This is a genomic window from Actinoplanes sp. NPDC049598 (assembly GCF_040675435.1).
In the GTDB taxonomy this organism is placed as follows: Bacteria; Actinomycetota; Actinomycetes; order Mycobacteriales; family Micromonosporaceae; genus Actinoplanes.
The window spans coordinates 393,405-419,678 of record NZ_JBFAOX010000006.1; the positions used below are offsets into that span (position 1 = coordinate 393,405).

The following is a 26,274-nucleotide window of genomic DNA, read 5'->3' on the forward strand; positions in this document are numbered from 1 at the left end:
CACCCGCGATCAGGATGGCCGTGCTCACTCTTTACTAAGGTGCTCCCATGAGCGTCGTGGAGATCTACACCGACGGGGCGTGCGCCCCGAACCCCGGGCCGGGCGGCTGGGGGGCGGTGTTGCGCTACGGCGCCAAGGAGAAGGACCTGTGCGGGGGCTCGGCCGAGTCGACGACGAACAACCGGATGGAGCTGATGGCGCCGATCCGGGCCCTGGAGACGCTGAACCGGGCGCCGATGACGGTCAAGCTCTACACCGACAGCATCTACGTGCGGGACGGCATCACGAAATGGCTGCCGCGCTGGAAGGCCAACGGCTGGCAGACCTCGGCCAGGCAACCGGTCAAGAACGTCGACCTGTGGCAGCGCCTCGACGAGGCTGTCCGTCAGCACGACGTGCAATGGCACTGGGTGAAAGGTCACGCCGGGCACCCCGAGAACGAGCGCGCCGACCGGTTGGCCGCGCGAGGCCTGCAGGAGGCCGTGGCCGCGGGCACGACGATCGGCGGCTGACATGACGCCGTTCACCATCGCGTACGACGCCGGGGCCGTCGGCGATCTGCGGGCTCGACTGCGGCGGACCAGGTGGCCCGAGCCCTCGACCGCAGCTCGCCTCGTCGTTCCACGTGGTCTGCCCGTCATCGCCGGGGTACGGCTTCAGCGACCGCCCGGCGGAGGCCGGGTGGGGCGTCGAGCGGGTGGCCGGCGCGTGGGCCACGCTGATGGGCGACCTGGGCTACGAGCGGTTCATCGCCCAGGGCCACGACTGGGGCACGAGCATCAGTACCGCGCTGGGGCTGCGGCACCCGTCCCGGGTGATCGGGCTGCACCTGATGCCGCCGTTGGTGGCGCCGCTGCCGCCGGTCGACGCGCGGGAGCGCGCGGCGGTGGAGGCGACCTGATGATGTATTGGCTGCCGGGGGGCGGTCATTTCGCCGCCTTCGAGCAGCCATCGCTTTTCGTGGATGAGGTTCGGGCCTGTGCGGCCGCCCTGCTCGGGCCGGTTTCGGAAGTTGAGCCTTCCAGTTAATTCGATTGGGGTAGGTCAAACGGGCCATAGCTTCCGGTCTATCCTTTTGGTCACAATCAGTACATGACCGCGCCCGGCGACTCTGTGCTGATCTTCATTCTGGTGGCCGTGTTCTTCGCGTGCTGCGGTTATGCCGCCGGGAGGCTCCAAGAGAAACGGCAGGCGGGGCGGGAACGGGTCGAGGCCTACCGGCAGGGGTACGAGAAGGCGTTCCGGTTGGCGGCTCGGGCGGCTGCCGGGCCTTCACCGCAGCCGGCTCCGGCGCCGAGGCCGGCGGCGCCTTCGCAGGCCAGTTTTCCGGTGCCGCCACCGCCGCCGCGTAACGTCCGGCCCGAAGCGGGGGCGGTCGGCGGGGTGAGCTATCAGCCGTTCCCGGCTCCTCGGCCTTTCGCGGCGCCACGGCCGGCCGTTCCGCCGGGTCCGCCCTCCGACGTTCCGGCCGAGCCGTCAGTGGCCGCTTCGGCCGACGTGCCGTTGGCCGATGACAAGCCGGTGTCGTCCGGGCGGCATACCGTTCCGGATGAGCTGGTGCAGGCCAAGACGTACCTGCTGCCGCCGGACCGGGTGTTCCGGGCGAAGGTGCCGCAGCCCGAGGAGCAGACGACCGCGGTGTCGGTGCCGAAGCCGCGTCGCCGGCCCTGAAATGTCGTACCCCCGCCGTAGGGTCGGCGCATGGTCACCGTCGACGACGTGCGGCAGGTTGCGCGCGACCTGCCCCGCAGCTCAGAGCATCTGATTCACGACCGGGTGAAGTTCCGGGTCGGGGCGATCGTCTATGTCGCGTTCACCCGCGACGAGACGGTCATGGGCTTCGGCTTTCCCAAGGAGGAGCGGGCGGCGCTGGTCGCCGCCGAGCCGGAGATCTTCCACCTGCCGCGCGAGTCGGATCTGCGCTTCAACTGGGTCCAGGCCTGGATGGCCCGGCTCGACCAGGAGCGGATGACCGAGCTGGTCCTCGACGCGTGGCGCATGGTCGTGCCGAAAAAGGTGTGGTCCGCCTACTTGCCGCGGCTGAGGTGACTCCGGCGGGCGGGGGCCGCGGCGCGCGGCCCGGGGGTCGGCTGGGTCGGTGTGGCGTGGCGCGGTCCGCAGCGGGCGGCCCGGGACCGGGCTGGGTTCGGTTGACCCGGGCGCCGGGCCGCGCGCTGGATCAAGGCAATCAGAGCGGCCTAGGTTGGAGCTGTCAGCCAGCTGTGTGATCAATGAAAGGCGGGCCGTCGATGACCACGGTCGCGATCGTCAGTGCCGGCTTCATGGGTTCGGGGCTGGGTACGGCCCTGCTCGGCGGCGGAGCGCGGGTGGTCACCACGCTTGAGGGCCGGTCGGCGCGGTCACGCCGTTTGGCCGAGGCGGCCGGCCTGGAGGTGCTGCCCACCCTCGCGGACGCCGTGGCCGTCGCCGATGTCGTCCTGTCGGTGACGCCGCCGGGCGCCGCCGTCGACGCAGCCCGTGCGATCGCTGCGGCGGGCCGCGCGGCTGGGGTGGCCGGTCGCGCGGCTGGGGTGGCCGGTCGCGCGGCTGGGGTGACCGGTCGCGCGGCTGGGGTGACCGGTCGCGCGGCTGGGGTGACCGGTCGCGCGGCTGGGGTGACCGGTCGCGCGGCTGGGGTGGCCGGTCGCGCGGCTGGGGTGGCCGGTCGCGGGGAGGGGCCGGTGGTGGCTGACTTGAATGCGGTGTCGCCGGAGACCATGGCGCGGGTGGCTCGGGAGCTTGACGGCCTGCGGGTCGTGGATGGGTCGATCTCGGGGCCGCCGCCCAGTGTGAGGCCGGGGGCTCGGGTCTATCTCGCCGGGGCCGGCGCGGAGGTCGTCGCCGGGCTGCCGTGGGCGGGGATGATCGAGCCGGTCGTTCTCGGGGATCGGGTGGGGGCGGCCAGCGCGCTCAAGATGTGCACGGGCAGCGTCTACAAGGGAATGGTCGCGCTGATCACGCAAGCGATGCGCACGGCCGGGGCGCACGGGGTGCTCGACCCCGTGCTGGCCGATCTCGAGCGCAACGGCCTGGCCGACACCGCCGGGGTGGCGCAGGCGGCGACGAAGGCGCACCGCTACGTCGGCGAGATGCGGGAGGTGTCGGCCACGCAGGCCGGGGCCGGGCTGACGCCGGATCTGTTCGCCGCGATGGCCGCCGTCTACGCCGACATCGCCGCGACGCGCCTGGCCGACGGCGACCCCGAGACCGCCCGCGACCTCACCGCCACCGAGATCGTCGCCCGCCTGGCCGAGCACCGGACCGGGTGAGCCGCCGTTCGGGCGGTGGTGGGCACCTTTGTCGATGGCATACTGGGCTGTCCCCGCTGGTCGAGAGCTCGGAGCCTTATGTCCGCCGACGATGCGAGTGTGCGCCGGCCTACGTTGACTCAGGTTGCGGCTCTGGCGGGGGTCAGTCTCAAGACAGCCTCGCGGGCGCTCAACCGGGAGCCCAACGTGGCCCCGTCGACCGGGCGGCGGGTGCTGGACGCGGCCGACCTGCTCGGTTACCGGCTCAACGGGATCGCCCGGGAGTTGCGGCGCGGGGCCACCTCGGCCCTGGTCGGGCTGGTCAGCGGTGATCTGACCAATCCCTTCTATTCGGCTGTGGCCAGCGGCATCGAGCGGGAGCTGCGCCAGCACGGACTGCTGCTGATCACCGCCAACAACGACGAGGACGCGGCGCTGGAGCGCAGCCTGGTCGACGCGTTCCTGGAGCGGCGGGTACGGGCGCTGCTGGTCATCCCGAGCGGCAACGACCACGAATACCTGTCCATCGAGGGCAACCGTGGGGTTCCGTTCGTCTTTCTGGACCGGCCGCCGGACGGGCTGGCCGCGGACGCCGTGCTGATCGACAACGCGGGTGGGGCGCGGTCGGCCGCCGAGCATCTGCTCGCCGGCGGGCACCGGAGGATCGCGCTGGTGGCCGATCTCAAGCGGATGGCCCCGCAGAAGGGGCGCATCGACGGCTTCGTCAAGGCGATGACGGCCGCGGGCAACGACGAGTGGGAGCCCTACGTCCGTACGGATGTGCATGATGTCCGGCACGCCGAGCAAGCCGTACGGGCGCTCCTCGCTCTTGATTCGCCGCCGACGGCGATCTTCACGACGAACAACCGGCTGACCACCGGCGCCCTGCGCGGGCTGCGGGACGTCGTGGAGAAGCCGGCGCTGATCGGTTTCGACGATTTCGATCTCGCGGACGTGCTCGGCACGACCGTTGTCGCACATGACATGACTGCTCTCGGGCGGGAGGCGGCGCGGCTCGCGCACGAGCGCATCAGCGGCCATACCGGTCCCGCTCGCACGATCGTTATTTCGACATCCATCATTGCCAGAGGGTCGGGTGAACGTTCACCACGGTAGCGATCAACTATCCACAGTGTCCGCACGTAACGACACGGAAACAGTCGTTGACACCTGTGCGGTTCAGGCGGCACCGTACTCCCGATCGCGTGACAACGATGTCAATATCTCGATGGGAGACGAATAGGATGGCCTTCAGTCTTGTGAAGGGCGGCGGGCGGGGTGGTCGGACGGGCTTCACTCGGCAGGCCGTCATTGCGGCTGTCGGTGTCGCCGCGCTCCTGACGGCCACGGCCTGCGGGTCCAGTGACGACGGCGGCGGCGACTCCGGCTCCAAGAAGGTCGAGGTCTTCACCTGGTGGGCCGACGGCGGTGAGAAGGCCGGCCTCGACGGCCTCGTGGCCCAGTTCGGCACCTCGTGCGCCGGGCAGACCTTCGAGAACGGCGCCGTCGCCGGCGGCGCGGGGGCGAACGCCAAGTCGGTGCTCGCGTCCCGGCTCCAGCAGGGCGACCCGCCGGACACGTTCCAGGCCCACGCCGGCGCGGAGCTGCAGGACTACATCAACGCCGGTCAGGTCGAGGACCTCAGCGCCGACTACGACTCGTGGGGCCTCAAGCAGGCGTTCCCCAAGGGCCTGATCGACAACCTGACGGTCGAGGGCAAGATCTACTCGGTGCCGGCCAACATCCACCGGGCCAACGTCGTCTGGACCAACAAGAAGGTCGTGGCCGACGCCGGCATCACCAAGGACCCGACCGACCTGGCCGGCTTCTTCGCCGACCTGGACAAGGTCAAGGCCAAGGGCGTCAAGGCGCCGCTGGCCATCGGCAAGGACTGGACGCAGCTGATGCTGTTCGAGTCCGTGCTGATCACCGACCTCGGCCCGGAGAAGTTCACCGGCCTGTGGAACGGCAGCACCGACTGGAACGACGCCGGCGTCACGAAGTCGATCGACGACTTCAAGAAGCTGCTCACCTACACCAACACCGACCGCGACGCGCTCGACTGGACCGACGCCGAGAAGCTGGTCATGGACGGCAAGGCCGCGTACCAGCTGATGGGTGACTGGGAGGCGGCCGACCTGGACGCCAAGAAGTTCGCCGACTACGGCTACTTCACGTTCCCGGGCAACGGCACGACCTTCCAGTGGCTGGCCGACTCGTTCGTGCTGCCCAAGGGCGCGAAGAACGCCGACGGCACCAAGTGCTGGCTCAAGACGGTCGGCTCGGCCGAGGGCCAGAAGGCGTTCAACACCAAGAAGGGCTCGATCCCGGCCCGTACGGACGCGAGCCCGGCCGACTACCCGAAGTACCAGCAGGCCGCCATGGCCGACTGGAAGTCGGCGACCCAGGTCCCGTCGTGCGCGCACGGCTCGGCCTGTTCGCAGGGCTGGCAGGGCGCGGCCAACTCGGCCCTCGGCGCCTTCAGCACCAACCAGGACGCGGCCGCGCTGCAGAAGGCCCTCGCCTCCGCCGCGTCGCAGTTCGTCAAGAAGTAAGTCTTAGGTAGTCGGGGCGGGACGGCGAAAAGCCGTCCCGCCCTTTCCGACAAGGAGCCCTGATGCGCCGACTCCGGCAATGGGGACCGGGACTGCTCCTGCTCTCCCCCTCGCTCATCCTGCTCGCCGTCTTCGTGTACGGCCTGATCGCCTGGACCACCAAGGTCTCGGTGTCCGACGAGCACAACGCCCTGGGGTCGAAGGGTTTCGTCGGCCTGGAGAACTACACCAAGCTGTTCACCGACGACATCAACGACCGTTTCACCCACTCGCTGAAGAACCTGCTGATCTTCACGGTGGTGTTCCTGATCGGCGCGATGTTCTTCGGTCTGCTGTGGGCCTTCCTGCTCGAGCGCGGCGTCCGCGGCGAGGGCTTCTTCCGTACGGTCTACCTGTTCCCGATGGCGGTGTCGTTCGTCGCCTCGGGCGTCGTGTGGCGCTGGCTGATGAACCCGAACACCGGCGACAACGCCGGCGGTCTCAACGCCGTCTTCGGCGGGCTCGGGCTCGACTTCCTCGAGAACAAGTGGTGGACCAACCCGAACTGGGGCATGGCCGCGATGGCGATGCCCGCCATCTGGCAGCTGTCGGGTTACGTGATGGCGTTGTTCCTGGCCGGTTTCCGCGGCATCCCGCAGGAGCTGCGCGAGGCGGCGGCGATGGACGGCGCCTCGACGTACCGCCTCTACCGCAACGTCATCTTCCCGCAGCTCACGCCGGTCGCGCTGTCGGCGCTGATCATCCTCGGCCACATGTCGATGAAGATGTTCGACCTGATCATGAGCGTCTCGGGCCCGCAGTGGCTGACCGAGGTGCCCGCCGTCTACGTCTGGCAGACGCTGCTGACCAGCGATTACGCCAAGGCCGCAGCCATTTCGATCATTCTGCTGCTGCTAGTGGCCGTCGTCATCGTCCCGTACTTGATCTACACCAACCGGGCGGAGAAGAACGCATGACCGCCTGCACCGAGCGGCACCCAGCCGCACCGAAGGACGGCCTCGCAGGCGAGGGCCAGAAGGGCATGCGAGAGGAAGGCTCAGCATGACGACCACGTCGATCCCGGCCCCGCCGCCGACCAGCATCGAGACGCTCACGCCGCGGTCCAAGCCGCGCCGGGCCTTCGGTCCCGGCTCGATCGTCAAGTACGCCCTGGTCCTGCTCTTCCTGATCATCGTGCTGATGCCGATGTACGTGCTGATCGTGACCAGCTTCAAGTCGGGCTCGGACATCGGCGTCACCAGCCAGTGGAACCTGCCGGAGAAGTGGACCCTCGCGTCGTGGGAGAAGGCGTGGGACTCCCTGCACGCGTCCTTCATCCGCACGTTCGAGCTGGCCATCCCGGTCGCCCTGATCTCCTCGGTGATCGGGGCGGCCAACGGCTTCGTGCTCTCGCGCTGGCGCTTCCCCGGCGCCGACGTGGTCTTCACGCTCATCTTGTTCGGCATGTTCATCCCGTACCAGGCCGTGATGATCCCGCTGCGCGAGATCGTCACCACGATCGGCATCCCGCCCGGCATCCCGACCCTGGTCTTCGTGCACTGCGTCTACGGCATCCCGATCTGCACGCTGATCTTCCGCAACTACTACGCGACCACCGTCCCGGAGGAGCTCGTCGAGGCGGCCCGGGTCGACGGCGCGGGTCTGCTGCGGACGTTCGCCTGGATCATCCTGCCGATCTCCATCCCCGGCTTCGTGGTGACGGTCATCTGGCAGTTCACCTCGGCCTGGAACGACTACCTGTTCGCGATCTTCCTGTCGAACACGCGCAACGGCCCGATCACGATCGCGCTCAACGCGCTGGCCGGCGCGCAGTCCCCCGACTACGCGGCCTCGATGGCGGGCGCGCTGATCACCTCGCTGCCCACGCTGATCGTCTACGTCCTGCTCGGCCGCTGGTTCATCGGCGGCCTCATGGCCGGCTCGGTCAAGAGCTGAGCCCGGCGCAGGCTTCCCGGCGCGGTCCCCACCACGGCCCGCCGGGAAGCCTTTGTAACAAGCTCCGGTGAAGGTTTGGTCTCTCACTCGTTCGAGACGAGGCGCGCGGCAGCCGGTGGCCCTAAGGTTTGGGGTCGTGACCACCGAGGACGTCAGCGCCCCGACCACGTCGGAGGACGGCTTCGCCGCCCGCATGGCTTACGCCCTGCACAAGGACCCGGCCGACGACGTACGCCGTACGACGCTGCACCTGTGGATCATCGCGGTCACGCTGGCCTGGCTGTTCGTCGTCCCGCTCGTGGTCGTCTACGGGCTGATCACCGACTCCGGCGGCGCTTTCAGCCTGGCCACCGTGCTCATCGTCGCGCTGCCGTTCACGGCGGCCGCGCTCGCCACCCGCCACGGCCGGTTCGGGCTCGGCGGAGCGTACATCGTCCTGACGCTCTTGATGGCCCTTCCGGCGGCGGGCATCGCTCAGCTGGGCTGACTAGGGCACCATGTGCTCATGGCCGACAAGGGTGAGGAACGCGACGGCGTCAAGCTGACCAACCTCGATCAGGAACTGTTCGAGGGGGCCGGGGCGACCAAGCGCGACCTGATCGACTATCTGGACGCGGTCAGCGAGCGCATGCTGCCGGTGCTGCGCGACCGGCCGCTGTCGGTGATCAGGCTGCTGCGCGGCCAGGACAAGTTCATGCAGAAGAACCTGCCCAAATACACGCCGGAGTGGGTGCCGCGGACGGCGGTGTGGGCCGAGGCGTCGCATCGCGAGGTGACGTACGCGCTCTGCAACGATCACCGGACGCTGCTGTGGTTCGGCAATCAGCGGGCCATCGAGTACCACCCGGCCCTGATGCTCGCCGGCGATCACCACCCCACCCACCTGATCATGGATCTGGACCCGCCCGAGGGCCACGATCTCGCGGACGGCTTCAAGAAGGCCGTCCAGGCCGCCCGTCTCGTCCGCGCGGCCCTGGCCGAGATCAACATGGCGGGGGCCGTGAAGACCAGCGGCTCGAAGGGCGTGCACGTCTTCGTGCCGCTGGACGGCAAGGCGGACGCCGAGACGGTCGCCGCCGCGACCCGGGCGGTGGCGGCGCGGGCCGAGCGGCTCGACCCGGCCCTGGCCACCACCGCCTTCATCCGCGAGGACCGGCACGGCAAGGTCTTTCTCGACGCCACCCGCGCGGGCGGCGCTACGGTGGCCGCCGCCTACAGCCCGCGTGTGCGCCCCGGCGTGCCCGTCTCGTTCCCGCTCGGCTGGGACGAGCTGGACGACGTCACGCCGGCCGACTTCACCGTGCACACTGCGCCCGGGCTGCTGGCCGCCGGTCACCGATCGTGGACCGAAGCCATGCCCGAGCCCCAGACCCTCGACCCGGGTCTGATCGAGGAGGGCCGGACCATTCCGGTCGCCCGCGTGCAGGCCATGCACGAGGGCAAGCGCCGCGCGAAGGCCCGCCGCGAGGCGGGCTGACGCGCGCGGTCAGGCCGGTGTGAACAGCAGCGAGACGTTCTGGCCGCCGAAGCCGAACGAGTTGCAGATGGCGGCGTCGATCGCCTGCTTGCGGGGCTCGCCGGTGACCACGTCCAGGGTGACCTCGGGGTCCTTGTTCTCCAGGTTGAGCGTGGGCGGGATCAGGCCCTCGGCCACGGAGAGCACGGTGATGATGCTCTCCACCGCGCCGGCCGCGCCGACCAGGTGGCCGATCGCGCCCTTGGGGGCGGTGAGCACCACGTCGTCGGTCAGGGCGGCCCGGATCGCCGCCACCTCGCCGGTGTCGCCGACCACGGTCGAGGTGGCGTGGCAGTTCAGGTGGCCGACGTCGCCCGGGGCCAGGTCGGCCGAGCGCAGGGCGGCCCGGATCGCCCGGATCTGTCCCTCGCCGGAGGGCTCGGGACCGGTGATGTGGTACGCGTCGGCGGTGACCCCGAAGCCCGCGACCCGGGCGACCGGCCGGGCCCCGCGGGCGGCGGCGAAGTCGGCCCGCTCGAGCACCACCACGCCGGCGCCCTCACCGAGCACGAAGCCGTCCCGGTCGACGTCGAAGGGCCGGGAGGCGCGCGTGGGCTCGTCGTTGCGCTTGGAGAGCGTACGGGCTTGCGCGAACCCGGCCACCGTGATCGGCGCGATGCACGCCTCGGCCCCGCCGGCGATGACCACGTCGGCCTCGCCCGAGCGGATCAGCCGGACGCCCTGGGCGATCGCCTCGGCCCCGGACGCGCACGCGGCCGAGGTCGTGTAGACGCCGGCCTTGGCCCCGAGCTCGATGCTGATCCAGGCGGCGGCGCCGTTGGGCATCAGCATGGGCACGGTCAGGGGCGACACCCGCCGCGGCCCCTTCTCCTCGATCACGTCGTCCTGGTCGAGCAGGGTGTTGACGCCGCCGATGCCGGTGCCGATGACCACGGCCAGGCGCTCGCCCTCGACCCCCGGCGTGCCCGCGTCGGCCCAGGCGTGCCGGGCCGCGACCAGCGCCGCCTGCTGACACCGGTCCATCCGCCGGGCCTGCACCCGCTCGAGCACCGTGTCGGGCGAGACCGCCATCGGCGCCCCGATCTTCGTCGGCAGCTCGTCGAGATGCGCGTAGCCGGCCAGCACATCGTCGATGCGCCGCACGCCCGAGCGGCCCTCCAGCATGCCCTGCCACAGCGCGTCGACGTCGCCGCCGAGCGGGGTCGTCGCGCCGAGTCCGGTGATCACCACGTCCGTCATAGTTGTATAGCATACAACTATGAGCGAGCCCCCACGCGCACGCGGCCGACGCACCCGAAAAGCGATCCTGCAGGCGGCCGAGGCGCTGTTCGCCGAGCGCGGCCTGGCCGCGGTGAGCGTGGCCGACATCGCCGGCGCGGCCGGGGCCCACCCGCACCAGATCACCTACTACTTCGGCTCCAAGGACGCGCTCTTCGTCGAGGCCGCGTTCCGTCTGCTCCTGCACCAGGCGCGCCGGCTCGAGCCGATCGGCCTGCGCCGGCGCACGCCCGAGTCGTTCCGGATCGCTCTCGCCCGTACCGCCCTGGCCCTGCCGGCTGTGCCGGTCGCCGTCCACGCGATGTCCGTGAGCCGGCTACGGCCCGAGCTGCACGCCTCGGTCCAGCAGAGCCTGGCCGTGCTGTTCCGGCTGGCCGAGCGCTACCTGCTCGACGTGCTGGACCGCCGCGGCTGGGCCATCGACCGCCCGCCCGCCATCGAGGCCCGCACGTTCTGGACCACCGTCTTCGGCGCCCGCCTGATCTCCGAGAGCGGCTACGGCGGCGAGTCGGCCGACGTCGACCTGGCCGGCGTCCTGACCGTCCGCGACGCTTAGGGTTTATCGACGAGGGATCACCTCGATCGCGACCTTGCCGCGGAGGCCGTGCGACCGCCTGTTCTCCAGGAGCTCGTAAGCCTCGCCCATGCGGGCGAGCGGAAGAGTCGCGCCGACGACCGGCTTCACGAGACCGCGCTCGAGCGGGTTGACGACGGCCGCGTGGACGCGTACCCGTACCTGGCGGGGGCCACACGGTCCAGGGCTGACCTACACGAGATCGCGCCAGAACGGGACCGTCGCCCGGGGTTGGGCCGAGGAGGCCGTACCCAGGCCGAACTCGTGGTTCAGCCAGTCCGCGAGGTCCACGCCGTAGTAGATGATGTCGGTCTGGTACACCGACAGGACGGGGTGGGCGGAAACGCCCGCGGGCAGGAAACGGTGCCCATGGACTGGCACGAGTCTCGGCGCGGTCAGGAGATAGCTGCGGGCCGCGACCACGGCGTCCTCGGCCGTCGGCGGCCGGGCGCCCCATCCCTCGTACCAGAAGTTGTTGGTGCCGACGTCAAAGAGCACCCCCTCGACCGGCCACGCCAGCCGCTCGCGCAGGGCCGCCCGGTCGGGGCCGCGCCAGTCGGGCCAGCTGCGGCCCGAGGGCAGGCCGGCGGCCAGGAACTCGCGGTGATCGTCGGCGAAGGTGAAGCCGAACTCCCGCTCGAGGGACGCGAACTCGGCATCGGTCAGGCCGGGGCCGATCGGGAAGCGGCCGGAGGCGGCCAGTAGTTCCGCGGCGGTCACCCGGATACCTTATGTACTCCATTTGGTGTAAGGAAGTAGTCGGGAGGCGTCCGTGCAGGTGACGGCGGCCGGACGACGCGGTGGGGCGCCCGGCGAAAATAGCGTCCCGGTCATGAACAAATATCTGGCGTCCGTCCTGACTCTCGTCGGCGTCCCGGCCGGCCTGGCCATCACCGGCGGCAACGCCGACACCGTCATGACCTTGTCGCTCGCCATCGCCCTGGCGATCGCCGCGCTCTTCGTGACCAGGGCCCCGCGCCTCGTCCTGATCCTCTCGCTGGCCGTGATCGCCGGTCTCCGCGGCTCCTACCTGATCGACTCGGGCTGGGTCTGGCCGGCCACCGCCGCCCTGGTCGCCGTCGTGCTGGCCGGGCATCTCCGCACGGCGATCATCGCCGGGGGCCTGGCCCTGCTGTACGGGTTCTCGTGGGACGGCTACGTCGTCCAGGAGCACGGCGGCACGTGGACCCTCGCCCACGTCGGCGGCGAGACGCTCTGGCTGGCCGCCGTGCTGGCCGCCGCCACCGCCTACCGCAACACCGTCCGCTGGCAGTCCGAGGTCGCCCGCCGCCTCGAACAGGACGAGCACGAGCGTGCGCTCGACGCCCGCCGCCGCCGGGCCGAGGAGCGCGTCGGCATCGCCCGCGACCTGCACGACGTCGTCTCGCACACCCTGGCCGTAGTCGGCGTGCACCTCAACGTCGCCCTGGACTCCTTCGACAGCGACCCCGACGAGGCTCGTTCCTCGCTGCTTCTGGCCCAGGAGGTACGCGGGCGCGCCATGACCGATCTCAAGTCGCTGGTCGATGTGCTCCGCGAGGGCGAGACCCCGGCCATCGGCGAACCGGCCGACGGGCTGGACGGCCTGGTGCGTCTCACCGACCAGGTCCGCGCGGCCGGCCTGGCCGTGTCCCTCAACGAGTTCGGCGACCGGGCGTTCGTCCCCGCCCCCGTGGCCACCGCCGTCTACCGCGTCGTCCAGGAGTCCCTGACCAACACCGTCCGGCACGCCGGCGCCACCCGCGTCGCGGTCACCGTCCGCTACGCCCCGGCCAGCGTGGTCGTCGACGTGCAGGACAACGGCGCCGCCCCCGGCACGGTCATCGACGGCAACGGCATCGCCGGCATGCGGGAGCGGGTGGCCACCCTGGGCGGCGCCCTCACCGCCGGCGCGGGCAAGGGCGGCTTCGCCGTACGAGCCACCATCCCGATCGCGGCCTAGGAAGAGGACGATGACGATCTCGGTTCTGCTCGCCGACGACCAGCATCTGGTGCGGGCCGGCTTTCGCAGTCTGCTGCGCCGCGACAAGGAGATCGACGTCGTCGGCGAGGCCGCCAGCGGGGACGAGGCCGTGCGTACGGCCCGCTCGTTGCGCCCCGACGTGATCCTGATGGACATCCGGATGCCGGGCCTGGACGGCATCGCCGCGACCAAGGCGGTACTCGCCGACAATCCGGACACCAGGGTGATCATCCTGACCACGTTCGAGACGGACGAGTACGTCTTCGCCGCGCTGGCCGCCGGCGCGAGCGGCTTCCTGACGAAGGAGATCGCGCCGGACGGCCTGCGGCAGGCGGTCCGGGTGGTGGCCGCGGGCGACGCGCTGCTGTCGCCGAGCGTGACCCGGCGGGTGGTCGGGCAGTTCGCGCACCGCCCGGTGGCCGCGGCCAGGGATCAGGACCGGCTGGCCGTGCTGACCGATCGCGAGCGCGAGGTGGTCCGGATGGTCGCCGCCGGCCTGTCCAACGAGGAGATCGCCCGCGAGCTGGTGATCAGCCCGCTCACCGCCAAGACCCACATCACCCGGGCGATCGCGAAATTGGGTGTCCGGGACCGCGTTCAGCTTGTCATCATCGCCTTCGAGGACGGCCTGGCGGGGTAGGGGCGATGAAGCGGATCTTGGTGTACGGCGTGACCGGCGCCGGGAAGTCGACTCTGGCGGCGCGGATCGGGGAGCGGCTCGGGCTGCCCTATCACGCGATGGACGACCTGACCTGGGAGCCGGGCTGGGTCGAGGTGCCCGACGAGGTGCAGCGGGACAGGGTCCGGGCGGTGTGCGCCGGCGACGCCTGGGTGATCGACGCGGCGTACCAGAAGTGGGTGGACATCGTGATGGACCGGGTCGAGCTGATCGTCGGGCTGGACATGCCGCGGTGGGTCTCGTACCGACGGCTGGTGTGGCGTTCGCTGAGCCGCCTGGTCCGGCGGACCGAGATCTGCAACGGCAACCGGGAGTCGCTCCGCGCCCTGTTCTTCGACCGTCAGTCGCTGCTCTATCTGCATTTCCGGTCGTGGCAGCGCAAACGCGACCGGATGCGTCAGTGGCACGACAGCCCGGAGTTCCCGGAGACCGTGCTGCTGCGCTCCCCGGCCGAGGTCGAGGCCTGGCTGGCCGGACAAATCCATTGATCGTCCTCCCCCGCCAGGAGGCGCGCCGGATCGCCGTCCGCGCCCAGCTGCTCACGCGCTCCTTCTCGGGTGATCTGCCGGCCCTGGTCGAGCATCTGACGCTCCTCCAGTACGACCAGACCAGCGCCGTGGCCCCCAGCGCCGACCTCGTCGCCTGGAGCCGCCTCGGTTCCTCGTACCATCCTTCGCAGCTGGCCGAGGCCCTCGAGGACCGCACCTTCATCGAGCTCAAAGGCATGATCCGGCCGTACGCCGACATCTCGCTGTACAAGGCGCGGATGGCCGCTTGGGACGACCCGGACGACCAGTTCAGCCATCCGAAGGCCCACGCCTTCGTGGCCGCCAACCCCGAATGCCGTCGGGACATCCTCAGCCGCCTCGACAACGGCGGCCCGCTCCCCCAGTCCGAGCTGCCCGACACGTGCAAGGTCGCCTGGGGCTCCTCCGGCTGGAACAACAACCGCAACCTGACGATAATGCTGGAGTGTCTCGCCGCCCGCGGCGAGATCGCGATCGCCGACCGCGACGGCCGCGAGAAGCTGTGGGATCTGGCCCACCGCGTCTACCCGTCCGAGATCATCCCCGAGCCGGCCGCCCGCCGGATCCGCGACGAACGCCTGCTCCGCTCCCAGGGCCTGCTCCGCGCCCGCCCCGGATTCGAGGCCGGCGAGAAAGCCACCGTCAAGGGCCTGCGCGGCACCTGGCGCGTCGACCCGGCCCAGCTGGACCAGCCCTTCGCCGGCCGCACCGCACTGCTCTCCCCCTTGGACCGCCTCATCTTCGACCGCAAGCGCATGCTCGACCTCTTCGAGTTCGACTACGCCCTGGAGATGTACAAGCCCGCCCACGCCCGCAAATGGGGCTATTGGGCGATGCCCATCCTGCGCGGCGACCGCCTGATCGGAAAGCTCGACGCCACCACCGACCGCCGCACCAACACCTTCCGCGTCGACGCCATCCACGAGGACGCCCCGTTCACCCCCGCCACCCACACCGCGGTCCTCCGCGAGCTCCGAGACCTGGCCGCCTGGCTCGGCCTCGACCTGGACCTCCCCGACGACCTGTAATCAGTCGGGAAGGATCGGGACGGAGGGGCCGAGGGCGCGGCCCAGGGTGGCGGCGCGGGTCAGGGATGCGGAGCCGAAGCGGTCGCGGACGGCGTCCATGGCCAGGTCGAGGCCGTCGTCGTCGGTGTCGTCGAAGAGGGAGGGCTGGACGTGGCCGTCGCCGTCCAGGTTGCTCACGGCGACGCCGACCAGGGTCAGGCCGCGGGTGTCGATCAGGGGGCGGGCCTCGGTGAGCAGGTGGCGGGCCGTGTCGGCGATGGTGCGGGTCTGCATGGTGGCCTTCAGGAGCGAGCGGGAGCGGGTGGCCCGGCCGAAGTCGTCGAAGCGCAGGCGGACCGTGACGGTGCGGCCCGCTCGTTTGGCCCGGCGCATGCGGCGGCTGACCCGGTCGACCAGGGCGTCGAGGGTGGCCTCGACCTCGCTGAAGGGGCGGGGGCGGCGGCCCAGGGCGCACTGGGCGCCGATCGAGCCGCGGCGGTGGCCGACCCGTACCCGCCGGGGGTCCTTGTTGTGGGCCAGCGCGTGCAGGTGGCGCCCGGCACCCGGGCCGAGCAGGGCGATCAGGGCGGCCTCGCCGACCCGGGCCACGTGGCCGACCGTGTCGATGTGGCGCTCGCGCAGCTTGGCCGAGGTGACCGGGCCGACGCCCCAGAGACGCTCGACCGGCAACGGGTGCAGGAAGGCCAGCTCGCCGCCGGCCGGCACCTCGAGCAGCCCGTCCGGCTTGCCGACGGCGCTGGCCACCTTGGCCAGGAACTTCGTGCCGGCGATGCCGACCGTGATGGGCAGGCCGACCTGCTCGCGGACCCGGGCCCGGAGGTGGCCGGCGATCTCGCGCGGGGTGCCGCTGACCCGCAGCAGGCCGCTCACGTCGAGGAACGCCTCGTCGATGGAGATGCCCTCGACCAGCGGCGTGGTGTCCCGGAAGATCTCGAAGACGGCCTTGCTGGCCTCGGAGTACGCGCTCATGCGGGGCGGCACGACGATCGCGCCGGGGCAGAGGGCCCGGGCCTGGCTCAGGCTCATCGGGGTGCGCACCCCGCGGGCCTTGGCCTCGTAACTGGCCGCGAGGACCACGCCGCCGCCGACGAGGACCGGCCGGCCGCGCAGGGCCGGGTCGTCGCGCTGCTCGACCGACGCGTAGAAGGCATCCAGGTCGGCATGCAGAATGGCCACGCGAGCGAGTCTAGAACAAGTGTTCGAATCCGTCACCCATAGTGTCGTTTTCAGCCGACAGACAACAGAATGTAACGAAGCTTTACGTCCGATCGTGACGCTGGTCATGTCCCTCGGGGAATTCCACGACGAGAATCTCTGTTGTCGCATTCAGACTTGAGCGCACAACGCTCAACTTTTACAGAGAGTTCCGCTGGAGGAACCACCCATGTTGCTCAGTAGCGCGACGGTTCGTGACCTGGACCGGCTCACCGCTCGCGTGTTCGACACTGCTACCCGCAGCTCCGGCGCGCGCCTCGATGCCTACCGCATCGACGACCACTTCTACATTGACATCGACCTGCCCGGTGTCGACCCGGCTGGGATCGACATCACCGTCGACCGCAACGTGCTGACCGTCCGGGCCGAGCGCCGGCGCAACGCCGACGGTGAGAACGCCGACGCCGTCGTCGCCGAGCGGCCGGCCGGCCCGGTCAGCCGTCAGGTGTTCCTGTCCGACACCCTCGACACCGACCGGCTCGAGGCCCGCTACGAGCAGGGCGTGCTGGTGCTGGACATCCCGGTGGCCGAGAAGAGCCGGCCCCGCAAGGTGGAAGTGACCGTCTGAGACGAAGGGCCCCGCGCCGCGGGGCCCTCTCAGTGCCCGAACAACAGCCAGTTGATGTTGATGAACTCGGCGCCGTCCTCGCGGACGAAGACCAGATAGACCGTGTGCTTTCCGGTGGTCGGCTTGATGGTGACCTCGTCGGTACGCCAGGACTGCCAACCACCGGTACGGGTCACCCGCATCGTGCCGATGGCCGGGGCGTCCGCGCTGTCCAGCCGGATCTCCATCCGGCCGCCGTCCTGGGCGTCCGAGGCGACCCGCACGTCCACCTTGGTCGCCGGCACCTCGCCGAACTCGAAGTTGTCGAAGCGCAGCTGATCGCCGTTGGCGACCCATCCCACGTTCTGCCCGCCACCCTGGTCCTCGGTGTCCTGCGACTGGATGCCGACGTTCCCGTCGGCCGCCTCCGCCTGCAGGGTCGGATAGACCGTCGGCGTCGGCGGCGGGCTGGTGGTCGGCGCCGGCTCCGGCTCCGACGAGGAGGAAGCGGCCGCTGAGGCCGGCGCGACCGGCGGCAGCGCGGCGGCCGGCGCTGGGGAATCCTGCCATCGGCCGATCAAGTAACCCACCAGCAGCAGACCGACCGCGGCCAGCGCGAAAAGCGTGCGCTGCCGCAGCCGGTGCGACCGCGTGCGGTAGACCCGGGTCCCGCCGGAACCGTCGAAGCCGCCGGAACCGTCAAAGCTGCCGCGACTGTCGAAGCCGACAGGTCCGCCGGGGTTGTCGAAGGGCGGTGGAGCGACCAACTGCTCAGACCACCTCGGCGACGATCGACTCGACCGGCGGCTCGGCGAAGTGGCAGGCCACCCGCTGGGCCGGGGCCTTCTCCTCCAGGGCCGGGTCGTTGGTGGCGCAGATGTCCTGGGCCTTCCAGCAGCGGGTGCGGAAGCGGCAGCCCGACGGCGGGTCGACCGGCGAGGGCACGTCGCCGACCAGGCGGATCCGGTTCTTCGGGGGCACGCCCCGGACCACCGCGATGTCCGGCACGGCGGAGAGCAGAGCCTGGGTGTACGGGTGCTGGGGCGCGTTGTAGAGCGAGTCGCGCGGCCCCTCCTCGACGACCCGGCCGAGGTACATCACCGCGACCCGGTCGCAGAAGTGCCGCACCACGCCGAGGTCGTGCGCGATGAACACGAACGCGATGCCGAGCTCCTTGCGCAGGTTCTCCAGCAGGTTCATGACCTGGGCCTGGATCGACACGTCGAGCGCGGAGACCGGCTCGTCGGCCACGATGATCTTCGGGCGGGCCGCCAGGGCGCGGGCGATGCCGATGCGCTGGCGCTGGCCGCCGGAGAACTCGTGCGGGTAGCGGTTGTAGTGCTCGGGGTTGAGGCCGACCAGCTCGAGCAGCTCCTGGACCCGGGCCAGCTCGCCCTTCTTGTCGACCATGTCGTGCGTGCGCAGCGCGGTGCCGACGATCGTGCCGACCGTGTGCCGCGGGTTCAGCGACGAGTACGGGTCCTGGAAGATCAGCTGGATCTCGCGGCGGTACGGCCGCAGGCGCCGCTCGTTCATGTGGGCGATGTCGACGCCCTGGTAGCGGATCTCGCCGCCGGTCGGCTCGAGCAGCCGGGTGATCAGCCGGGCCGTGGTCGACTTGCCACAGCCGGACTCGCCGACCAGGCCGAGGGTCTCGCCCGGCTTGAGGGTCAGGTCGACGCCGTCGACGGCCTGCACCCACTTCGTGCCGCGGGAGAGGAAGCCCTCGCCCTTGGTCTTGAAGTGCATCTTGACGTTGTCCAGCTCGAGCAGCGGCGCGCCCTCGACCGACTTGACGCCGGACCGGGCGGGGGTGGTAGCAGCGGTCATGATCTGGGTCCTCTTACGGCAGCCGGGGCAGGACGTCGGTCTCGAAGACCCGGTCGGGGTCTTTCAGGTGGCACCGCGAGGTGCGGCCGAGGTCCGCCGTCCGCGAGATGAGCTCGGGCCTCAGCGTGCGGCACAGGTCGTCGGGCACCCGGTCCTTGAACTCGCACCGGGGGTGGAACGGGCAGCCGCTGGGCACCGCGAGCAGGCTCGGCGGGGAGCCGGGGATCGGGTGCAGCGGGGCCGGCTCGCCGGTCAGGGCCGGGATGCTTTCCAGCAGACCCCAGGAGTACGGATGCAGCGGCTCACCCAGGATCTTGTTGACCGGGCCGTGCTCGACGGCCGTGCCCGCGTACATCACGAGGATGTCGTCGGCGATCTCGGCCACCACGCCGAGGTCGTGGGTGATGAAGACGACCGCCGAGCCGAAGTCGCGCTGCAGGTCGGCGATGAGGTCGAGGATCTGCGCCTGGACCGTCACGTCGAGGGCGGTGGTCGGCTCGTCGGCGATCAGCAGCTTGGGGTCGTTGACCAGCGCCATGGCGATCATCGCGCGCTGGCGCATGCCGCCGGAGAACTCGTGCGGGTACTGATCCACCCGGCGGCGCGGGTTGGGGATGCCGACCCGGCCGAGCATGTCGACCGCACGCTCCTTGGCCTTGCGCTTGCTGACGTTGTGGTGCGCCCGGTACGACTCCATGATCTGGTCGCCGACCGTGAAGTACGGGTGGAGCGAGGACTGCGGGTCCTGGAAGATCATCGAGGCGTCGCCGCCGCGGTACTTCTCCAGCTCCTTGTCGCTCATGCTGACCACGTCCTGGCCGCCGACCTTGATCGAGCCGGTGATCCGGGCGACGCGGCGGTCGTGCAGGCCGAGCACGGCCATGCTGGAGACGCTCTTGCCGGAGCCGGACTCGCCGACGATCGCGAGCGTGCGGCGCAGCGGGACCGAGTAGCTCAGGCCCTGCACCGCCTTGACCACGCCGTCGGCCGTCGGGAACTGCACGTGGAGGTCGTTGACCTCGAGGTACGGCTCCTCGTTGGCCGCGGGGGTGCGGGCCACGCGGGTCACCGTGTGCGGTGCTGCGGGGCTGGTCTGGTCGCTCATGCTGCCGCCTTCGTGCTGCGGAGTGGGGGAACGGGAACGCGCGCCGGGATCATCCGAGCCGGACCCGGGGGTCGAGGAAGGTGTACGCGATGTCCACCACGAGGTTCATCACAACAAGTACCACCGAGCCGACCAGAACGCCGCCCAGCAGCACCGGCAGGTCGTACTGGCCGAAGGCGCGCAGGGTGAGCTGGCCCAGGCCGGGCAGGCCGAAGATGCTCTCGGTGAAGATCGCGCCGGTGAGCTGGAACGCGAGGTCGATGCCGAAGATGGTGACGACCGGGGTGAGACCGGCCCGCAGGCCGTGGCGGTAGACGACACGCCGGCGGCTGATGCCCTTGGAGGTCGCGGTCCGGACGAAGTCCTGACCCAGCGTCTCGATCATGGAGGCTCGCGAGTACCGGGTGTACGCGGCGGCGTTGGTCAGGCCCACGCACAGCCAGGCCGCGAGCAGGCCGCTGGCCCAGGTCAACGGGTTGTCGAAGAAGGGGTGGTAGCCCGACTGCGGCAGGAAGGTGGCGTAGAGGGCGACCAGCAGGGCGACGACGAAGTAGGGGATCGACTGGACGAACAGCGTCGTGCCGACCACGGCCTTGTCGAGCGTCGTGCCCCGTACCTGGGCCGCGATCGTGCCCGCGAGGACGCCCACGATGAGGTAGACGACCGCACCGCCGATGACGATCGAGACGGTGACCGGCAGCGCCGCCGCCAGGAGCTTGGTGACCGGCTGGCCCAGCGTGTACGAGTAGCCGAGGCAGGGCGCCGCGCAGTGCTGCGTCGTGCCGCCCGCCTCGAAGTCGCGGCCGACCACGATGCCCTTCATGTAGGCGCCGATCTGCTGCAGCGGCGGCTCGTCGAGGTCGAGGCTGGCCTTGATGTCGGCCACGCGCTCGGGGGTGCATCGGGGGCCGCAGATGACGCCGGCGGGGTCGGTCGGCGCCAGGAAGAACAACGCGAAGCTGGCCACCAGCGTCACGATCACGACGGAGATCGCGCTCAGGACGCGTTTCAGGATGTACAGCAGCACCGCTTGCTCCTCTTTCCTTCACGGCGCCGGGTGGGTTTTCCCGGAGTTATCTACTGCGGCGCCCGTGACGCCGGGTTCGATTTTGCGCCCGGGGTGGTCCCGTCCGCCGGATCAGCGGACCGGACCACCCCGGGGTACTGCGAGTTACTACTGCTCAGTGCGTGTTACGTCAGCTCTTGAGGTACATCGAGCCGAAGTTCGGCATGCCCATGGTCGGGTCGCCGGGGGTGGTGCCCACGTTGGTGCCCTGCACGACGGCCAGCTTGTCGTAGTACGTCGGGATGGCGATGTACTGCTCCATGATCTTCTTGTCCAGAGCAGCCCACTTCGGCGTCGACTGGTCGGCCGGGAGGTTGGCGACGTCGTTGATCTCCTTGTCGAGCGCCGGGTCGGCCAGCATGCCCCAGCTCTGGCCCTCGCCCACGCTCTGCGAGCGGAAGAGGACCGGGAACCACGAACCACCGGCGGGCCAGTCCGAGCACCAACCGGCCGGGCTCTGGCCCATGTTCACCGGGGCGTCGTAGTCGCCCTTCTTGGTCCGCAGGTCGGCGGTGGCGACACCGATCGGCTTGACCTTGAAGCCGGCCTTGGTGAGTGCGTCGGCGCGGATCTGGCTGATCTGCTGCGTCAGCGGCTTCTGGTTGTCGTAGTACCAGCTGACCTCGAAGTTCGCCTTGCCGGCGGCCTCGAGCATGGCCTTGGCGGCGGCCGGGTCACCGGCGCCGGTGCCGGTCAGGTCGGGGACGGCGGCGTACTTCTCGTAGCCGGGAACCGACGGCGGCATGACGGTGCTGGCGGGCTCGGCGACGTAGTCGTTGAGGCCCGCGGCCTTCCACAGGGCGTCGTTCGGGTACGCCTTGGCGATCGCCTTACGAACCTCCAGCGGGATCTTGCGGCTGTCGAGCTGCCACACGATCGTGCAGGGGCTCTCGCCCTGGACCAGCTGCGACTTCTTGTTGGCCAGCTGCGGGATCAGCGTGGCGTCGAGGACGTCGTAGTTGATCGCGTTGGCGTCCTGGCCGTTGCTGTTCAGGATGGCCGTCTGCGACTTGACCGCGTCGACGCCCCACTGGAAGTTGTAGCCGTCCAGGTACTGGTGACGGGCGGCGTCCGTGTTCGGGTCCCAGTTGGTGTTCTTCTCCAGGACCAGCGAGGTGCCGGCCGCGTAGGACTTGAACTTGTAGGGGCCGGTCGCCAGCGGCTTGTTCTTGTACTCCTGCTTGGTGTCCTTCGCCTGGGGGATCGGCGTGAACATCGGGAAGGTCATGAAGAACGGCAGGTCCTGGAACGGCGTCTTCAGGTGGACGATCAGGGTGTCGGTGCCCTGGGTCTCCACGCCGGAGTAGTTCTGGCCGTCCTTGTACGGGCCCTTGTACTTGTCGCCGTCCTTGAAGTAGGACAGCTGGTAGGTCGGGCCGTTGACGTAGATGTCGTGGGCGAACGAGCGCTTGATGGCGTACGCCAGGTCCTCGACCTTGACGTCGGTGCCGTCCTCGTACTTGATGCCCTGCTGCATCTTGAAGGTCCACGTCAGCTTGTCGGCCGACACGGTGCCCAGGTCGGTGAGGTCCGGGACGAGGGTGGGCTTGCCGTCACGGATGTCGAACTGGGTCGGCGTACGGAACAGGAGCTTGCCGATCTCGTTCGAGTCGACGTAGTAGATGTCCGTCGGGTCGAACGTGTTCGGGGTCGTCTGCGCCTGGACGTTGAGGATGCCACCCTTGCGGGCACCCTCGATCTCCTTGGCCGGGCCCTTCGCGCTCGGGTCGAGCGCGTTGGCCTGCGTCGTGATCTTGCCGGCGTCGGATGAGCCGCCGTTCGACGAGTCGTTGTTCGACGACGGGCTGCTGCAGCCCGCGAGGCCTAGCGCCACGGCGGCGGTGGCCGCCACGGCAACATTAAATCGCCTTGCCATTTCTCCTCTTCTCATACTGGGCGTCACCACGTCACCGTCGGGTGCGGGGATCGAATGCGTCACGAATCGAGTCGCCGAGCAGGCTCAGCGCGAGCACGAGGATCGTGATGGCCGCTACCGGGATCCACAGGTAGAGCGGATCGACCCGGTAGAAATTCTGTGCTGCGGCGATCGTCAGGCCCCAGGACGGCGTGGGCTCGGTGAGACCGACGCCGAGGAACGTCAGGCCGGCTTCGGTGACGATGTAGGTCGGCAGCGCCATCGAGACCGAGATGACGATGGGCGCCACGAGGTTGGGCAGCAGTTCCTTGAAGAGAATCTTGTGCGTCGGCACGCCGAGCACCTTCGCGGCGGAGACGAACTCCCGCTCGCGCAGGGAGAGCACCTCGCCCCGGATCAGGCGGGCGAGGCTGGCCCAGCCGAAGAAGGAGAGCACGATGATCAGCGAGTAGAAACGCGCCGAGGCGACGTCGTCGGCCGCCGCGTCCTCCGAGGTGCCGACGAAGATCGACAGCAGCACGGCCGGGACGGCGATGGCGAACAACAGGTACGGCAGGCTCAGGACGAAGTCGATGACCCAGGAGATGATCCGGTCGAGCCAGCCGCCCACGAAGCCGGCCAGCAGGCCGACGACCACGCCGATGATCGTCGTGATGATCGTGACCGAGCCGGCCACGATCAGCGACGGCCGGGCGCCGTAGACGAAACGCGCGAACAGGTCGCGGCCCAGGCGCGGCTCGACGCCGAACCAGTGCTCGCCGTTGGGCGCGATCGTCGGGTAGCCGTACTGGTCGATCAGGTCCTGGTGGTACTCGGTGGGGCTCTGGCCCTCGAGCTTGGCCAGCAGCGGCGCGAGGATCGCGATGAGCACGAAGAACAGGAAGATGCTGCCGCAGATCACCGCGACCTTGTCCTTGCGCAGACGGGCCAGGGCGATCTGGGTGGGCGACTTGCGCCGGGTGTTCACCTTCGCGCCCTGATCACCCGTGGGTGCGCTCATGGCCTCGGTCGAGGCGCCGGTCCGGGTCAGTTCGGCTTCCTCGATCAGCGGTTCCACGCGTCGGTCACCTCCTTCGAACGACACACCTCACATGCGCCGTGCGTGAGAGGTATTCGGATGCTGCGGTTGGCAAGGTACTTCGAACTCGGCCCGTAGGAAATGAGTTGACGCATCGAATGAATAACGGCCCGCTGAAAGCCTCGCATGGCCCATGTCACATCCGGTCCAACCGGTAGTACGGCAGAAGTGCCCCTTGCACGGGCAAAACACCCGTAATACCTCTCATGTTTGACTCCTATGTCCGGTTTGGAGCGCCAGAGGGCAACTGTACTGTTGCGCAAAGTTATGGAAGTCTTGGCCACGGCGCAACAGACCGCTGTTTCACGACAGTTTCGCGAGAGTGTCGATCTTGGCCTTCCTGGACCGTTCTTTTCTCCGGTGTCAAGGGGGTACGGGCGCAAGATCTTCGGTACAAGTGTGAAGACGGGGCCGTATCGACGGTCATCCCGCCCACCGGGACGGGGTTCGCGGATGATCTCCGTGCTTCCGGGATCACGCGCTGTAGACCCGGGAAAGCGCCCCGGACGGAGACGACGGCCATTCCGATAACGAATGGGGCGCCATTCGCGGTCGAATACGGAGTTCGAAGTCCGTCATCCCCCGGGAAGGTATGACCCCCAGATGAGGGGGTCACCCGTCAGCCCGCGGCCCGGGCGCGTTCGTACTCCTCGGTCAGCGCCGCGCCGAGCTCGGCCAGGCGGGTGTCCGGGGCGGCGGCGTGCACGGCCGCGATGAAGTCGAGGTAGGCGGTGCGCAATGGGGCGCGACGGCCGTCGGGGGAAGGGGTCGGAAACAGGCAGCCTTCAGTCTGGTCAAGGGCGGTGGCGGGGTGGTCGGACGGGAAGCCTTCAGTCTGGTCAAGGGCGGCGGCGGGGTGGTCGGACGGGAAGCCTTCAGTCCGGTCAAGGGCGGCGGCGGGGTGGTCGGACGGGAAGCCTTCAGTCCGGTCAAGGGCGGCGGCGGGGTGGTCGGACGGGAAGCCTTCAGTCTGGTCAAGGGCGGTGGCGGGGTGGTCGGACGGGGACACGAGCAGGAGGTACGCGGCGACGGCGGCTGGGCGGAAGTCGGCCGGGGTCTCGGCCGGCGGCCCGGAGATCTCGGGCGGCCCGGTCGTCCCGGGCGGGCCGGTGGCCGACGGGACGACCGGGGTGCCGGCCAGCTCGGCCCGCAGGCGCAGGCTGGCGCTGAGCAGCCCGACCGGGGAGCCCTCGAAGAGCTGGGCCGGCTCGTAGTCGCGGGCCACCAGGCCGGCGCCGCGGGCGATCAGCTCGTCCGGGTCGAGGTCGTCGCGGAGCCCGGCCGGGCCGAAGCCGAAGTAGGCGGCGAGGCGCTCGCGGACGACCGGGATCCGGGTCGAGCCGCCGGCCGGCACCACCTGGTCGATGTCGCCCCAGCCGATGCCGTGGGCGGCGTGCGCGGCCGCGATGGCCTCGGTGAGCAGGTCGAGCGAGCGCTGCACGTCCGGCTCGATCATCGCCTCGAAGGCGCGGCGGGTCAGCGGCACGGCGGCGCTGACCGTGGCGGTGAGCCGGGGCAGCTCCAGGGTGGTGCTGTCGGTGACCGAGAGCTCCCGCTTGCGGATCTCGGCCTCCCAGCGGATCCGCCGGCGGATGCTCGCGTCCTGGCTGAGGTCGACGTGGTGCCGCTCGCGGATCTGCCGCAGGGTGAACTCGACGATGCGGGCGTCGAAGTCGTCGCCGCCGAGCCGGGGGTCGCCGGCCGAGCCGAGCACCTCGACCGAGTCGGGGCCGATCCGCACGATCGACGCGTCGAAGGTGCCGCCACCCAGGTCGTAGATCGCGTACGTGCCGGGGTCGGCGTCGGCGGCCAGCGCCATGGCCGCGGCCACCGGGTCCTCGACCAGGCGGCGCACGTTGAGCTGGGCCAGGCCGGCCGCCTCGCGCAGGGCCCGCCGCTGGGCCTCGCCGGCCGCGGCCGACACGGTGATCACGGCGTCGTGCACGGCCCCGCCGACGAACGTCTCGGCCTGGCGCTTGAGCTCGAGCAGCAGGAAGGCGCAGATCTCGCGAGGTTGATAGGTGCGGCCGCGGAACCGGATGCGGTCGCCGCTGCCGAGCTCGCGCTTGATCCCGGCGATCACCGTCTCGGGGCCGGACGCGGGTGGCAGCCCGGCCATCACCTGGCCGGCGCCGCCCTGGCCGACGGCCGCGGGCATGGTCGGGGTGCCGGTGGGGCCGGGCACCACGGCGAGTTTCGTGCCGTCCCACACGGACACGGCGCACGAGCTGGTGCCGACGTCGATGCCGACCACTCCGTGGAAAGCCTGATGCGCATCGGTCAAGGCCGCCCC

The 26,274-nt window shown here is 70.1% G+C and carries 27 protein-coding genes; 17 read left to right on the forward strand and 10 right to left on the reverse strand.

Features of this window, described 5'->3' with window-relative positions:
- Window positions 1–47 precede the first annotated feature (47 nt).
- The 11 genes from rnhA to AB0J66_RS17360 all read left to right on the forward strand — a co-directional run bounded on the left by rnhA (window position 48) and on the right by AB0J66_RS17360 (window position 9,215).
- Entirely contained in the window at window positions 48–512 is a 465-nt protein-coding gene (rnhA, locus tag AB0J66_RS17310; protein ID WP_364661045.1) for a ribonuclease HI, read from the forward strand.
- Between the two features lie 113 nt (window positions 513–625).
- On the forward strand, window positions 626–901 hold the full coding sequence (locus AB0J66_RS17315) for an alpha/beta fold hydrolase (RefSeq protein ID WP_364661047.1): 276 nt from the start codon (window positions 626–628) through the stop codon (window positions 899–901).
- A 191-nt stretch (window positions 902–1,092) separates the two neighbouring features.
- Window positions 1,093–1,671: a hypothetical protein gene (locus AB0J66_RS17320; RefSeq protein WP_364661049.1), complete on the forward strand. Its 579-nt coding sequence runs from the start codon at window positions 1,093–1,095 to the stop codon at window positions 1,669–1,671.
- A gap of 30 nt (window positions 1,672–1,701) precedes the next feature.
- Window positions 1,702–2,049, forward strand: a complete 348-nt coding sequence (locus AB0J66_RS17325) for an MmcQ/YjbR family DNA-binding protein (RefSeq protein ID WP_364661051.1) — start codon at window positions 1,702–1,704, stop codon at window positions 2,047–2,049.
- Between the two features lie 200 nt (window positions 2,050–2,249).
- On the forward strand, window positions 2,250–3,269 hold the full coding sequence (locus tag AB0J66_RS17330) for a DUF1932 domain-containing protein (RefSeq protein ID WP_364661053.1): 1,020 nt from the start codon (window positions 2,250–2,252) through the stop codon (window positions 3,267–3,269).
- 78 nt (window positions 3,270–3,347) lie between these two features.
- A complete protein-coding gene (locus AB0J66_RS17335) occupies window positions 3,348–4,364 on the forward strand; it encodes a LacI family DNA-binding transcriptional regulator (protein WP_364661056.1) in 1,017 nt (338 codons plus the stop codon).
- A 128-nt stretch (window positions 4,365–4,492) separates the two neighbouring features.
- Window positions 4,493–5,803: an extracellular solute-binding protein gene (locus tag AB0J66_RS17340; RefSeq protein ID WP_364661059.1), complete on the forward strand. Its 1,311-nt coding sequence runs from the start codon at window positions 4,493–4,495 to the stop codon at window positions 5,801–5,803.
- Between the two features lie 59 nt (window positions 5,804–5,862).
- Window positions 5,863–6,759 carry a sugar ABC transporter permease gene (locus AB0J66_RS17345; RefSeq protein WP_364661220.1) on the forward strand — a complete coding sequence of 299 codons (897 nt, stop codon included), beginning with the start codon at window positions 5,863–5,865 and terminating at the stop codon, window positions 6,757–6,759.
- An 85-nt stretch (window positions 6,760–6,844) separates the two neighbouring features.
- Window positions 6,845–7,738 carry a carbohydrate ABC transporter permease gene (locus tag AB0J66_RS17350; protein WP_364661062.1) on the forward strand — a complete coding sequence of 298 codons (894 nt, stop codon included), beginning with the start codon at window positions 6,845–6,847 and terminating at the stop codon, window positions 7,736–7,738.
- A gap of 136 nt (window positions 7,739–7,874) precedes the next feature.
- A complete protein-coding gene (locus AB0J66_RS17355; RefSeq protein ID WP_364661064.1) occupies window positions 7,875–8,225 on the forward strand; it encodes a hypothetical protein in 351 nt (116 codons plus the stop codon).
- Between the two features lie 18 nt (window positions 8,226–8,243).
- On the forward strand, window positions 8,244–9,215 hold the full coding sequence (locus tag AB0J66_RS17360; protein ID WP_364661067.1) for an ATP-dependent DNA ligase: 972 nt from the start codon (window positions 8,244–8,246) through the stop codon (window positions 9,213–9,215).
- A gap of 9 nt (window positions 9,216–9,224) precedes the next feature.
- On the opposite strand, the gene AB0J66_RS17365 is transcribed toward AB0J66_RS17360, so the two are convergent.
- A complete protein-coding gene (locus tag AB0J66_RS17365; protein WP_364661070.1) occupies window positions 9,225–10,454 on the reverse strand; it encodes a beta-ketoacyl-[acyl-carrier-protein] synthase family protein in 1,230 nt (409 codons plus the stop codon).
- Between the two features lie 19 nt (window positions 10,455–10,473).
- Here AB0J66_RS17365 and AB0J66_RS17370 point away from each other — a divergent pair, with 19 nt between their 5' ends.
- Complete coding sequence (locus AB0J66_RS17370) at window positions 10,474–11,049, forward strand: TetR/AcrR family transcriptional regulator C-terminal domain-containing protein (RefSeq protein ID WP_364661073.1); 576 nt, start codon at window positions 10,474–10,476, stop codon at window positions 11,047–11,049.
- Window positions 11,050–11,259: 210 nt separating this feature from the next.
- On the opposite strand, the gene AB0J66_RS17375 is transcribed toward AB0J66_RS17370, so the two are convergent.
- Window positions 11,260–11,787, reverse strand: coding sequence for a hypothetical protein (locus AB0J66_RS17375; protein ID WP_364661075.1), 528 nt, complete (start codon window positions 11,785–11,787; stop codon window positions 11,260–11,262).
- Window positions 11,788–11,899: 112 nt separating this feature from the next.
- Between AB0J66_RS17375 and AB0J66_RS17380 the strand changes: the two genes are divergently transcribed.
- The 4 genes from AB0J66_RS17380 to AB0J66_RS17395 are packed head-to-tail and all read left to right on the forward strand — an operon-like array spanning window position 11,900 to window position 15,264.
- Window positions 11,900–13,009, forward strand: coding sequence for a histidine kinase (locus AB0J66_RS17380; protein ID WP_364661077.1), 1,110 nt, complete (start codon window positions 11,900–11,902; stop codon window positions 13,007–13,009).
- A 10-nt stretch (window positions 13,010–13,019) separates the two neighbouring features.
- Window positions 13,020–13,670 carry a response regulator transcription factor gene (locus AB0J66_RS17385; RefSeq protein ID WP_364661079.1) on the forward strand — a complete coding sequence of 217 codons (651 nt, stop codon included), beginning with the start codon at window positions 13,020–13,022 and terminating at the stop codon, window positions 13,668–13,670.
- Between the two features lie 5 nt (window positions 13,671–13,675).
- A complete protein-coding gene (locus AB0J66_RS17390) occupies window positions 13,676–14,197 on the forward strand; it encodes an adenylate kinase (protein ID WP_364661082.1) in 522 nt (173 codons plus the stop codon).
- Window positions 14,194–15,264 (forward strand): crosslink repair DNA glycosylase YcaQ family protein, encoded by a 1,071-nt coding sequence (locus tag AB0J66_RS17395; RefSeq protein WP_364661085.1) that lies wholly within the window; start codon window positions 14,194–14,196, stop codon window positions 15,262–15,264. The genes AB0J66_RS17390 and AB0J66_RS17395 overlap by 4 nt, the downstream gene beginning before the upstream one ends.
- Here the strand turns inward: AB0J66_RS17395 and dinB are convergent, their stop codons facing one another.
- Entirely contained in the window at window positions 15,265–16,440 is a 1,176-nt protein-coding gene (dinB, locus tag AB0J66_RS17400; RefSeq protein ID WP_364661087.1) for a DNA polymerase IV, read from the reverse strand.
- Window positions 16,441–16,648: 208 nt separating this feature from the next.
- On the opposite strand from dinB, the gene AB0J66_RS17405 reads away from it, so the two are divergent.
- Window positions 16,649–17,047, forward strand: coding sequence for an Hsp20/alpha crystallin family protein (locus AB0J66_RS17405; protein WP_364661090.1), 399 nt, complete (start codon window positions 16,649–16,651; stop codon window positions 17,045–17,047).
- A 29-nt stretch (window positions 17,048–17,076) separates the two neighbouring features.
- On the opposite strand, the gene AB0J66_RS17410 is transcribed toward AB0J66_RS17405, so the two are convergent.
- The 7 genes from AB0J66_RS17410 to AB0J66_RS17440 form a co-directional block, all read right to left on the reverse strand.
- On the reverse strand, window positions 17,077–17,793 hold the full coding sequence (locus AB0J66_RS17410) for a carbohydrate-binding protein (protein ID WP_364661093.1): 717 nt from the start codon (window positions 17,791–17,793) through the stop codon (window positions 17,077–17,079).
- A gap of 4 nt (window positions 17,794–17,797) precedes the next feature.
- Complete coding sequence (locus AB0J66_RS17415) at window positions 17,798–18,856, reverse strand: dipeptide ABC transporter ATP-binding protein (protein WP_364661096.1); 1,059 nt, start codon at window positions 18,854–18,856, stop codon at window positions 17,798–17,800.
- 13 nt (window positions 18,857–18,869) lie between these two features.
- The gene (locus AB0J66_RS17420; RefSeq protein ID WP_364661099.1) at window positions 18,870–19,961 is read right to left on the reverse strand and encodes an ABC transporter ATP-binding protein; all 1,092 of its coding nucleotides are present in this window, start codon (window positions 19,959–19,961) and stop codon (window positions 18,870–18,872) included.
- Window positions 19,962–20,010: 49 nt separating this feature from the next.
- Entirely contained in the window at window positions 20,011–20,988 is a 978-nt protein-coding gene (locus AB0J66_RS17425; RefSeq protein ID WP_364661101.1) for an ABC transporter permease, read from the reverse strand.
- A gap of 169 nt (window positions 20,989–21,157) precedes the next feature.
- Window positions 21,158–22,903, reverse strand: coding sequence for an ABC transporter substrate-binding protein (locus tag AB0J66_RS17430; RefSeq protein ID WP_364661104.1), 1,746 nt, complete (start codon window positions 22,901–22,903; stop codon window positions 21,158–21,160).
- Between the two features lie 31 nt (window positions 22,904–22,934).
- Window positions 22,935–23,960, reverse strand: a complete 1,026-nt coding sequence (locus AB0J66_RS17435) for an ABC transporter permease (protein ID WP_364661107.1) — start codon at window positions 23,958–23,960, stop codon at window positions 22,935–22,937.
- Window positions 23,961–24,600: 640 nt separating this feature from the next.
- Entirely contained in the window at window positions 24,601–26,265 is a 1,665-nt protein-coding gene (locus tag AB0J66_RS17440; RefSeq protein ID WP_364661109.1) for an Hsp70 family protein, read from the reverse strand.
- Window positions 26,266–26,274 lie beyond the last annotated feature (9 nt).